Origin of the sequence: Mycolicibacterium vaccae NBRC 14118 = CIP 105934, from assembly GCF_001552715.1 — a bacterium.
Taxonomy (GTDB): Bacteria; Actinomycetota; Actinomycetes; order Mycobacteriales; family Mycobacteriaceae; genus Mycobacterium; species Mycobacterium vaccae.
Window position 1 is genome coordinate 1 of sequence record NZ_BCRS01000181.1, and the last position, 11445, is coordinate 11445.

Genomic DNA, 11445 nt, shown 5'->3' on the forward strand with positions numbered 1-11445 from the left:
GGGGAGGAGGTAGCGGTCGGGGTGGTGGTAGCCGTTGATGCGGTGCTGCCCGGTATCCAGCTCCGGCGGCGGGTGCCATTCGGTCTGGTTCTCGGTGTTGCGGGCGGTGCGCCAGCCCGTCTTGTCGAGCATCCGGTGATCTGACGGACACGCGAAAGTCAGATCATCGATGTCGGTGTGGCCGCCGTCATTCCAATCCGCGGTGGCGTGATGGACCTGACACCAATACCCGGGGGCGCTGCACCCGGGCCGGGTGCACCCGCGATCGCGGGCGTGCAACACGATCCGCTGCGCGGCGGAGGCCAGGCGTTTGGAGCGGCCCAGGTACAGGGATTGGCCGGTGTGTTGGTCGTAGACGTAGAGGTAGTGGTGGGCTTGGGCGGCCATGCGGATCAGATCCCGCATCGGCAACAGTGATCCACCGCCGGTGCCCGCTACTCCGGCGCCTTTTTCGAGCTCCTGCAAGGTCGTGGACACGATGACCGTGGTCGGCAACCCGTTGTGAGAGCCGAGTTCACCGGAGCTCAGCGCATTACGTCCCACGGTCAAGAGTGCGTCGTGGCGGCGCTGCGCCGGCGTGCGGGTATCGGGGCCTTCCTCGTCGGTGTTGGCTCCGGGGGCGGCTTCTTTGGCCAAGATCGCCTCCCAGACCGCCAGCGCCTCGGGGGTCAGTGTTCCGGAGATGGTGGCGGTGCCGTCGCACCCCTGCTTGCTGATCGTGACGCCACGCCGGCGGGCCCGCTCCTGGTCTGACGGTTCGGGACCATCCTGATCGATCATCGTCAACAATCTCGCCGCCGCGGCGGCCAGGTTCTCCGGATCCAACCCGGCGCCGGCGGCGGCTAGGTGCCGATCCGCGGCCGCACGGGTATCGACATCGACCCAGGCGGGCAGCTTCTTGTGGAACTTCGCGATCACCGCGACATGCTCCTCATCGAGCAGCCCCTCGGCTTGCGCCGCCGCGGTGGCCTCCCACGCCGGCGGCAACGGTTCCCCGGTCATCGCACGTCGCGGCCCCAACGTCTTCGCGCGCGCCAGCCGGCGTGCCGCCTCGGCGCCGGAGACCCGCAACGACGTGGTGAGGACTTTCTTCCACGTCGCCTCACCCAACCGGCACGGCTCGGTCTCTTCCACCAACCGATTCACGACCTTGTGTTCCAGGGCCGGGATCGAGCGCAGCACCGTCGTCAACTCGGCCAGCAGATCGATCAGCTCGCGATGGGACACCTCGTCGGCAGCCTTCGACAGCACGGCGACCTGCTCGGCGATCGCCCCCACCGCCTCGGATACCATCTCCATATCTCGAACACTAGTTCGAAGTACTGACAAATTCGGATCATCGCTCGGGTGATGCCGAACTGTCTGGCCGTCCGATTCGGAACCGGGACGATTCCGCCCGTTCCTGCTCAAATCGCCGCAGGGGGACCGACGACGCCGACCGAAAGCTAGCGGTTCACCTGACCAGGTGGGGATACGCGTGGTCGCGGTGTTGGAACGCCAGGATGCTCTCGTTGAGGACGACGCCGTCGCGGATCTCGATCGCGCGGGCGATGGTCGGCGTGCGGTCCCACGTCGCGGGGCCCTCCAAGAGTGCTTCCAGGTGAGGCAGCAACGCTTCACTGATCTCCCACGTCGCCGAGTCCCATAGATACGACGGGCTGTGGTCGACCGCGTAGTAGAGCACGTCGTTGGCCAGCGCGATCATCGGCTCGACGAACGAGGTCGGTCGGGCCCAGGTGAAGCCCATGCCCACATCGCAGGAGACGTCGACAATGAGACTCCGCGGTGCGAACGAGGGCAGGTCGTCCTCGGAGGCGAAGATCAGCGGCGCGTTCGGATCCTGAAGCACACAGTTGACGACGATGTCTTTGGCGGCGAGGAACTCCGCGATCGGAACGCGCCCGTCCGGCACGTCCGCCCAGATCCCCCCGGGGGTGTCCGCGTCACCGCCCATCTGCGAAATCTGCGTGGAGGGGATCGGTGATCCGACGGCGGCGACGTCGCGGTTGGTGAGGACGTGGACATCGTCGACGCCGTGGGCGTTGAGCGCGGTGACCGCCCCACGGGCCGTCGCACCGAACCCCAGGATGGCGGCGCTGAGCCGACGGCCGTAGCTGCCGGTGATGCCGGCCAGCTGCATCGCGTGCAGCACGGAGCAGTACCCGGCCAGCTCGTTGTTCTTGTGGAAGACATGCAGGCCGAACCCGCCGTCGGGCCGCCAGTGGTTCATTGCCTCGAATGCAACGAGGGTCAGTTTCCGGTCAATCGCCACCTGGGTCAGTTCACGGTCCTGTACGCAGTGCGGCCATCCCCAGACAATCTGTCCGACAGAGCATTCGGCGAGGTCTGCGGCCTGCACTTTGGGCAGCAGGATCACATCGCACTCGGCGATCAGTTGATCGCGGGTCCGGATTCCCCCGACGAACTCCGACAGCGCGTCGTCTGTCGCGCCGAACCGGGCTCCGTATCCGTGCTCGAGGAACACCCTGGGGCGCACCAGGGGATCGATCCTGCTGAAGTGAGCAGGGTGGATGGGAAGCCGGTGCTCGTCGGCCTTGCGTGATCCCGCCAGGACGCCGATCGAAAGCCGTTGTGTCTCAGTGCGTTCTGTCATCAGAGCCGTATCGGGGACGAGGGTGTCGGTGGGGCATCGGATGCCCGTGTCATCGAGCAAATTACCGACCCCTTGCTGCGGGGCCCGGTTGGTCCCGACCGGGCCAGCCTACCCCGAGCACGTCCCATCGGACATCGCGCTCAGGACGTGAGCTGCGCGACCAACTGCTTCTTGTCGACCTTGCCCACAGCCGTCGTCGGCAGCGACGACACCGGAGTCAGCACGTCGGGCCGCGCGTGAGTGGAGGCGCCACGCTCGTCGAGGAACGCGTTCAGGTCGGTCAGGGTGATCGGCTTGCCCCGGAAAACCACTGCGGCGCAGATCTTCTCACCCAGGTAGTCGTCGGGGAGTGCGACGGCCGCGGCTGCGTAGATCGCCGGATGAGTGTGCAGATGGTCTTCCAGGTCGGTCGCCGACACGGTTTCGCCGCCGCGGTGGATGACGTCCTTGATCCGTCCGGTCACCTCCACGTACCCGGCGCGTGGGCCGTCGGCGAAGATGCGCACCCGGTCACCGGTGCGGTAGAAGCCGTCGGGGGAGAACGAGCGCGCATTGGCATCGTCTGCCCGGTAGTAGCCGTTGAGGGTGTAGGGCCCGCGCACCAGCAGCTCGCCCTCCTGCCCGGGCGCCACCTCGTCGCCGTTCTCGTCGACCACGCGCATCTCGTCGTGAGGCGACATCGGGCGTCCCTGGGTGTGCACGACGACGTCCTCGGGATCGCCAGGCCGGGTGAAATTCAGCATCCCCTCGGCCATCCCGAAGATCTGCGACATGCCCGGGGTGAGGCGCTCCAGGATGAAGCGTGCCTCCTCGGGGCTCATCCGCGAACCGCCGACCTGGACGAACCGCAGCGAGGTCGGCAGCACCGGCTCCCACTCGCACGCCTGCGCCCACACCTTGGCCAGAGCGTTCACCAGCCCGGTGACCGTGATCCGGTGCTTGTCGATCAACGCGAACGCGTTCTCGGGGCTGGGGTCGGCGGTGAACACCGTCGGCGCGCCGACCGTCATCGAACCGAGCAGTCCCGGGCAGCCCAGCGGGAAGTTGTGCCCGGCCGGCAACGCCACCAGGTACGCGTCCTCACCGGTCATGTCGCACGCCTGCGCGCATGCGACGGCGTTGTACAGGTAGTCGTTGTGGGTGCGCGCGATCAGCTTCGGTAGGCCGGTGGTGCCGCCGGACACCAGCAGTAGCGCCGGCAGGGAGGGGTCGACCGGCGCGCGCTGGGCAGACGGGCTCTCGGAGTCGCGGACCGATGACCACGCCACGAACGGTCCGGGTTCGCCGTCGACGATCACGTGGCGTAGCGCCGGATGCTCGGCCGCCACCGATGCGGCCATCTCGCGGTAGTCGAACCCACCGGCCCGGTCGGGCACGATCAGCGCCACCGCGCCGCTGACCTCGGCGAAGTGGCCGAGTTCGGCAGTCCGGTGTCCGGTCAGGCACATCACCGGTACCGCGCCGGCGCGCAGCAGCCCGAACAGGGCAACCGCGAACTGGCACGAATTCGGCAGCTGAAGCAGCACCCGGTCACCCGGTCGAATACCCAGGTCGGCCAGTCCGGCGGCCGCGCGGTCGGCCGCTGCCGCCAGTTCGGCGAACGTGTAGCTCTGCGTGGCGTCGATGATTGCGGGCGTGTCGGGCCATGCGGCGGCCGCGTCGGTCAGGATCGAGTCGAGGGGCCGGTCGGTCCAGTAACCGGCCTGCCGATACACCTCGGCCCGGTCCTGGGGAAAGGGGACAAACCCACGTGCCAGGTCATCGGCCTGCTCGGTCGGGAATCCAATGCTCATCAGTCAAAATCGCCGCTCTGGGTAGGAGTTCTCGGTGACCTGAATATAGGGTAGCCTCCCTAAAGTTAGGACAGCCTGTACTAATCGCGGGAGGCTTCGTGGGTGTGGCGTCGACGACTGCGCAGTCGGTCCGCGACCAGGTTGCCGAGTTGCTCGGCGTGGACCCGGCCGACCTCGACCCCGAGGCCGACCTGATCGCCGCCGGGCTCGACTCGATCCGGATGATGTCACTGTCCGGGCGCTGGCGCCGGGAGGGCGTCGACGTGGGCTTCGCGGCACTGGCAGCGAACCCGACGGTGTCCGCGTGGGCCGACCTGGTGACCGGCGGCGACGTGACCACCGAACAGGACGCGCCGCCGGCCGCGCAGCCCGCCACTGAGCGGGACGACACCGAGCAGGACGACACCTTTCCGCTCGCCCCGATCCAGCACGCGATGTGGGTGGGCCGCAACGACGACCAGCAACTCGGTGGCGTCGCCGGCCATCTCTACGTCGAATTCGACGGTGCGGGTGTGGATCCCGGGCGACTTCAGGACGCGGCGACCCGGCTCGCGGCGCGCCACCCGATGCTGCGCGTGGAGATCCTGCCCGATGGCACCCAGCGCATCGGAGACCGCGGTCTGCCGGTCACGGTGTACGACCTGCGGGAGCTCGACCCGGCAGCGGCAGCGCAACGCCTCGAAGAGATCCGCGACGAGAAGTCCCACCAGATGATGCACGGCGAGGTGCTGCAGTTCGCGCTGTCGCTGCTGCCCGATGGTCGGACCCGGCTGCACGTCGACATGGACATGCAGGCCACCGACGCGGTGAGCTACCGCAACTTCATGGCCGATCTCGCCGAGTTCTACGGCGGTGCAACACTTCCCGAACTCGGCTACACCTATCGGGAATACCGCGCGGCGCTCGCCGCGACGACTACGGAGTCCGAGCAGGACCGGCAGTGGTGGGCCGAGCGGGTGCCCGAGCTGCCGGAAGGCCCAGCGCTGCCGCTGGTGCCGCGCGCCGAGCAGGCCGATCCGAAGCGCGCCAAACGGCGTTGGCACATCTTCGACGTCGCCACGCGCGACGCACTGTTCGCCGCCGCGCACCGGCGCGGCATCACCCCGGCGATGGCGGTGGCCGCGTCCTACGCCGGCACCCTCGCGCGGTGGTCGACGAACCGGCGCTTCCTGCTGAACCTGCCGATGTTCGGCCGGGAGCAGTTCCACCCCGACGTCGACAAACTGGTCGGTGACTTCACCTCGTCGCTGATGCTCGACGTCGACCTCACCGACGCCCACACCCCCCTCGCGCGCTGCCGGGTACTGCAGGAGACGTTGCACGCCGCCGCCCGGCATTCCGGCTACTCGGGGCTGTCGGTGCTGCGCGACCTGACCCGCCACCACGGCACGCCAGTGCTGGCCCCGATCGTCTACACCAGTGCCATCGGTCTCGGAGACCTGTTCGCCGGCAAGGTGACCGAGCACTTCGGCAGCCCGGTGTGGACCATCTCGCAGGGCCCGCAGGTGCTGCTCGACGCCCAGGCCACCCCGGTCGCCGACGGACTGATGATCAACTGGGACACCCGCGAGGACGCGTTCCGCCCGGGCGTGGCCGACGCGATGTTCGCCCATCACCTCGCCGAGCTCGAGCGACTGGCTAACGACGAATCAGCCTGGGAAGCACTCGATTCCGCCGCAGTGACGCCCGAACAGCGGTCTGTGCGCGACGCGGTGAACGGAGTGAAAGCCGCTCCTAGCGGGGATGTGTTGCACGACGGTTTCTTCCGCCGCGCCGAGGCGCAACCGGACGCGCCCGCGGTCTGGACTCGCGACGGCGACCTCACCTACGGGCAGCTGCGCGAGCAGGTGCTCGCCGTCGCGGCCGCCCTGCACGTCGCCGGCGTGCGGCGCGGGGACAGCGTCGCGGTGATGGGGCCGAAGAACTACGAACAGGTCATCGCGCTGCTCGCGATCTCGGCCGCGGGGGCGGTGTACGTCCCGGTCGGGGTGGACCATCCGGCCGATCGCGCCGCGCGGATGCTGGCCAACGGCAAGGTGCGGATGGCACTGGTGTGTGGCGACGAGCCGCCCACCACGCTTCCGGGTCTGACGGTCGCGGAAGCGCTGCGGGTGGGCCGCAGGGAGACCGGATTCACGCTGCCCGCGGTCGACCCGGCCGAACTGGCCTACATCCTGTTCACCTCCGGTTCCACCGGTGAGCCCAAGGGCGTCGAGATGACGCATGACGCGGCGATGAACACCGTCGAATTCATCAACGGCCACTTCGAGATCGGCCCGGACGACCGCTGCCTGGCGCTGTCCACCCTGGAATGCGATCTGTCCGTGCTCGATGTGTTCGGCATGCTGCGTGCCGGTGCGTCGATCGTGGTCGTCGACGAGGAGCAGCGCCGCGATCCCGACGCGTGGGCGCGCCTCATCGAACGGCACGGCGTCACCGTGCTGCACTTCATGCCCGGCTGGCTGGAGATGCTCTCCGAAGTCGACAGCGACCTGTCGTCGGTGCGGGTGGTGCCCACCGGCGGAGACTGGGTACGTCCCCAACTGGTCCGCGCGCTGCGTACGCGGGCCCCGCGCATGCGGTTCGCCGGTCTCGGCGGCGCCACCGAGACGGCCACGCACAACACGATCTGCGAGATCGTCGGCGACATCCCGGAGGACTGGACCTCGGTGCCGCTCGGGGTGCCGCTGCCCAACAACCTGTGCCGCGTCGTCGGACCGGACGGCCTGGACTGCCCGGACTGGGTGCCCGGCGAACTGTGGGTGGGTGGCCGCGGCGTCGCCCGCGGCTACAGCGCGCGCCCCGATCTGACCGCCGAGCGGTTCGTCCACCACGACGGCCAGACCTGGTACCGCACCGGAGATCTGGTCCGGTACCGGCCGGACGGCGCCATCGAGTTCGTCGGCCGCGCCGACCATCGGATCAAGATCAGCGGCTACCGGGTCGAACTCGGCGAGGTGGAATCCGCGCTGCGCCGCATCCCCGGTGTCGACTCCGCCGTGGCGGCGGTCGTCACCGCAGACGGCGGCCGCGACTTGCTCGCCGCACTCGTCAGCCCCGAGGCAGGCCGCGACGTGCCGGACCCGGACAAGGTCGTCGCGTCGATGGCCGAACTCGTTCCGCCGCACATGATCCCGCAGATCGTGGTCGGCACCGACCAGATCCCCTACACGCTCGGCGGCAAGATCGACCGCGCCGCGGTGGCGCGGCGGCTCGGCGCGGCCGATGTGCTGGGCGGCAATGCCTTCCGGGCGCCGGCCACCCCGCTGGAAGCGGCACTGTGCGCGATCATCGGGTCGGTCCTCGGCCGCGACACCCTGGGCGCCGACGACGACTTCTTCGCCTCCGGCGGCGATTCCGTGCTGGCCACCCAGGTCGTCGCCCGGGTGCGCACCTGGCTGGACACGCCCTCGGCCGCGGTGGCCGACATCTTCGCGGCCCGCACCGCAGCGGCGCTGGCCGCGAGGCTGGTCGCCGCCGAATCCGACAGCACGAGGCTCACCGAAGTGGCCGACCTCTACCTGGAGGTCTCCGGGATGGACGGCGCCGAGGTGCTCTCCGCGCTGGATTCCCGGCGATGATCGGCGAACAGGACCAACTCGCACTCGCACCGTGGATCAAGAGGTTCCCGGGGCGTCCGGGCACCTCGACGATCGTGTTCCCGCACGCCGGCGGTGCCGCGGCGGCCTACCGCGGCTTCGCCTCGGCGCTGTCGGACCAGGGCGTCGACACGTTCCTGATGCAGTACCCGCAGCGCGGTGAACGACTGGCCCATCCGGCCCCGGAGACCATCACCGAGCTCGCCGCGCAGATGCTGGATGCCGCCGACTGGGCCCGGTTGGGGCCGGTGCGGCTGTTCGGGCACTGCATGGGGGCGCTGGTCGGCTTCGAGTTCGCCCGGCTGGCGAGCCAGCGCGGTGTCACCGTGCGCGAACTGTGGGCCTCGGCGAGCCAGGCGCCGTCGACGGTCGCGGGTTCGCGTCCCGTGCCGACCACCGACCGCGAGATGCTGGCCGACATCGTCGACCTCGGTGGCACCGACGCGCGACTGCTCGAGGACGAGGACTTCCTGGAGCTGCTGCTGCCCGCGGTGCGCGCCGACTACCAGGCGTTCAACCGCTACAGCTGCGGGCGTGACGTGCGCATCGGCGCCGACATCCATGTGCTCGGTGGCCTGGCCGACCATCGTGTCGAGCAGGACCTGTTACGGCAGTGGGAGTTTCACACCGACGCCGCGTTCACGTTCACGATGTTCGACGGTGGTCACTTCTACCTCGACGATCACCGCGACGAGGTCGCCGAGCTGGTGAGCTGCACATGACCGACGATCCCGTCGTGATCGTCGGGATGGCGGTCGAGGCGCCCGGCGGGGTGGACGACACCGACGACTACTGGGCCCTGCTGGCCGAGCAGCGCGAGGCGCTGAGCCCGTTCCCCGACGACCGTGGCTGGCCGCTGCGGGCCCTGCTGGACGGCTCCCGACGCGACGGCTTCAAGCCGATCCGGAACCTCGGCGGTTTCCTCACCGGTGCAGCGCATTTCGATCCCGAGTTCTTCGGTATCTCACCCCGCGAGGCGGTCGCGATGGATCCGCAGCAGCGGGTCGCGCTGCGCGTCGCGTGGCGGGCCCTGGAGAGTGCGCTGATCAACCCCGACGACCTCGCCGGGCACGACGTGGGCTGCTACGTCGGCGCCTCCGACATGCGGTACGGGCCCGCCATGGACGAGTTCTCACACCACAGCGGACATCTGATCACCGGGACATCGCTGGGCGTCATCTCGGGCCGCATCGCCTACACCCTGGGGCTGGCAGGCCCGGCGATGACCGTCGACACGTCGTGCTCGTCGGCGCTGTCGGCGATGCACGTCGCCGTGCAGGCGCTGCGTTCCGGGGACTGCGACCTCGCCCTGGCCGGGGGAGTGTGCGTGATGGGATCGCCGGGCTACTTCGTCGAATTCGCCAAGCAACATGCGTTGTCCGACGACGGGCACTGCAGGCCCTACAGCGCGCACGCCAGCGGCACGGTGTGGGCCGAGGGCGCCGGCATGTTCGTGCTGCAGCGCAGATCGGCCGCGCTGCGGGACCGCCGCCGGATCCTGGCCGAGGTGCTGGCCAGTTGCGCGAACTCCGACGGCCGGTCGGTCGGGCTCACCGCGCCCAGCGGTCAGGCCCAGACGCGGCTCTTCGAGCGTGCGCTGGCTACCGCGGGTGTCGACGTCGACGACATCGGCATGCTGGAAGGCCACGGCACCGGCACCCGGCTCGGGGACCGCACCGAACTCACCGCGCTGGCCGCGACCTACGGCACCGGCACCCCGGGTCAGGGCCCGTTGCTCGGTTCGGTCAAGTCCAACGTCGGGCACACCCAGGCCGCCGCCGGCGCGCTCGGACTGGCCAAGGTGCTGCTGGCCGCCGAGCATGCCGTAGTGCCCGCCACCCTGCACGTCGACGAACCCAGCCACGAGATCGACTGGGAGAAAACAGGTTTACGGTTGGCCGCCAAGATGACACCGTGGCAGCCGGTGGCGGGCCGGCGGACGGCCGCGGTGTCGGCGTTCGGGATGAGCGGCACCAACACCCACCTCGTGGTCACGATGCCCGACCGGGCCCAGGACAGGGCGGCGTGATGGCCGGCCGGCTGCCCGACGGGCGCACCGCCGTCCCGCTGAGCGCGCACGACAACGCGTTGGTGCCCGCCGACGCCCGCGCCATCCTGGACTACCTGCAGCGTCACCCGTGCGACCCGGCACAGGTCGCGGCCACGATCGTGGCGACACGGCGGCTGCGCCGCCACCGGGTGATCCTGCGCGCCGCCGACCGTGACGAACTCACCGCCGGATTGCAGGCGGTGGTCGACGGGCGCGACCATCCGCTCGTCACCCGGTCGGCGGGACGGTCCGGCCGGACCGCGTTCGTCTTCCCGGGCCAGGGCGGTCAGTGGCCGGCGATGGGGGCGCAGGCCTACCAGGAGATCCCGGTCTACCGCGCCGAAGCCGATCGGCTCGCCGCGGCGTTCCTGTCCGCCGGCACACCGAACCCGCTGGGCTTCCTCACCGGCGTCGATGCCGACCCGGACACGGTGTCGCACCTGGACCTTCAGGTGGCGCAGTTCGTGCACTCGGTCGCGCTGGCCGCGGTGTGGCGCTCCTGCGGCATCACGGCGGACCTGACGGTCGGGCACAGCCTCGGCGAGGTGGCCGCGGCCTACGTCGCCGACACCATCACGCTCGACGACGCCGTCGCTGTCGTGACGGCCCGGGCTGCGGCGATCACGGCGATTCCCGGCGACAACGGTGTCGCGGTGCTGGGCGTGGACACCGCCGAGGCCGCCGAGTTGATCGCCACCACCGGCGGCTGGCTGGAACTGTCGGCGGTCAACGCGCAGACGTCGGTGGCGGTGTCGGGGGAGCGGACCGCGGTTGCGGCCGTCGCGACGGCGGCCAGAGCCCGCGGCCGGTTCGCCCGGGAACTGGCGATGAGTTTCCCGGCGCACACCACGGCGATGGAATCCCAACGCGCGGACTTTCGGCGGCGACTGCCCACCTCGGTCTTCGGTGACTCGCCGGTGCAGTTCGTCGGCTCGGCGACCGGGCAGCTCGTGACTGCGGGCACCGAGTTCGCCGATTACTGGTATGCCAACCTGCGCAACACGATCCGCTTCGACCAGGCCGTGCAGACGGCCATCGGGCTCGGGGCGGTCCGTTACGTCGAGTTGTCCGCGCACCCGTCGCTGCTGTTCGCCATCGAGGACGGCATCGAGCGTGCCGATGCCGCCGCGGAGACGCTCGTGGGTTCCGGGCACCGTGACGAGCCGACACGGGAGCGCCTGTCCGCCAACATCGTCGCCGCCGCGGCCGCCGACCCCGCTTACCGGTGGGCCGATCTGCTGACCGGCGGACCGGAACCGCGGTACGGGTTCCCGGGCGCACCGATGCGCACCGAGCACCTGTGGGCCGCACCGGAGCCGCTGCCGCCGGTGGCCGGGTTGACGGTGACCGCCGAGACGTGGCGGCCGGTCGAACTCCGCCGCGCGCCCG

The 11445-nt window shown here is 69.9% G+C and carries 7 protein-coding genes; 4 read left to right on the forward strand and 3 right to left on the reverse strand.

Annotated elements, in window-relative coordinates:
- The 3 genes from MVA01S_RS25490 to MVA01S_RS25500 form a co-directional block, all read right to left on the reverse strand.
- The coding region (locus MVA01S_RS25490) for an HNH endonuclease signature motif containing protein (protein ID WP_060941738.1) at positions 1–1299 on the reverse strand (1299 nt) is incomplete at its 3' end.
- 154 nt (positions 1300–1453) lie between these two features.
- The gene (locus MVA01S_RS25495) at positions 1454–2614 is read right to left on the reverse strand and encodes a N(5)-(carboxyethyl)ornithine synthase (protein ID WP_003928524.1); all 1161 of its coding nucleotides are present in this window, start codon (positions 2612–2614) and stop codon (positions 1454–1456) included.
- A 140-nt stretch (positions 2615–2754) separates the two neighbouring features.
- Positions 2755–4407 (reverse strand): (2,3-dihydroxybenzoyl)adenylate synthase, encoded by a 1653-nt coding sequence (locus MVA01S_RS25500; protein ID WP_003928525.1) that lies wholly within the window; start codon positions 4405–4407, stop codon positions 2755–2757.
- Positions 4408–4505: 98 nt separating this feature from the next.
- Between MVA01S_RS25500 and MVA01S_RS25505 the strand changes: the two genes are divergently transcribed.
- From MVA01S_RS25505 to MVA01S_RS25520, 4 genes are all read left to right on the forward strand, one after another.
- The gene (locus MVA01S_RS25505; protein WP_040539800.1) at positions 4506–7988 is read left to right on the forward strand and encodes a non-ribosomal peptide synthetase; all 3483 of its coding nucleotides are present in this window, start codon (positions 4506–4508) and stop codon (positions 7986–7988) included.
- Positions 7985–8728 carry a thioesterase II family protein gene (locus MVA01S_RS25510; RefSeq protein ID WP_003928527.1) on the forward strand — a complete coding sequence of 248 codons (744 nt, stop codon included), beginning with the start codon at positions 7985–7987 and terminating at the stop codon, positions 8726–8728. Before MVA01S_RS25505 ends, MVA01S_RS25510 begins: the two co-directional genes overlap by 4 nt.
- The gene (locus tag MVA01S_RS25515; protein WP_003928528.1) at positions 8725–10035 is read left to right on the forward strand and encodes a beta-ketoacyl [acyl carrier protein] synthase domain-containing protein; all 1311 of its coding nucleotides are present in this window, start codon (positions 8725–8727) and stop codon (positions 10033–10035) included. Before MVA01S_RS25510 ends, MVA01S_RS25515 begins: the two co-directional genes overlap by 4 nt.
- A partial coding sequence (locus MVA01S_RS25520; RefSeq protein ID WP_159426348.1) for an acyltransferase domain-containing protein occupies positions 10035–11445 on the forward strand: 1411 nt, incomplete at its 3' end. The genes MVA01S_RS25515 and MVA01S_RS25520, both read left to right, overlap by 1 nt.

Coding starts and splice junctions, on each gene's coding strand:
- MVA01S_RS25495 (WP_003928524.1), bottom strand. CDS start 2,614: ATGACAGAACGCACTGAGACACAACGGCTTTCGATCGGCGTCCTGGCG.
- MVA01S_RS25500 (WP_003928525.1), bottom strand. CDS start 4,407: ATGAGCATTGGATTCCCGACCGAGCAGGCCGATGACCTGGCACGTGGG.
- MVA01S_RS25510 (WP_003928527.1), top strand. CDS start 7,985: ATGATCGGCGAACAGGACCAACTCGCACTCGCACCGTGGATCAAGAGG.
- MVA01S_RS25515 (WP_003928528.1), top strand. CDS start 8,725: ATGACCGACGATCCCGTCGTGATCGTCGGGATGGCGGTCGAGGCGCCC.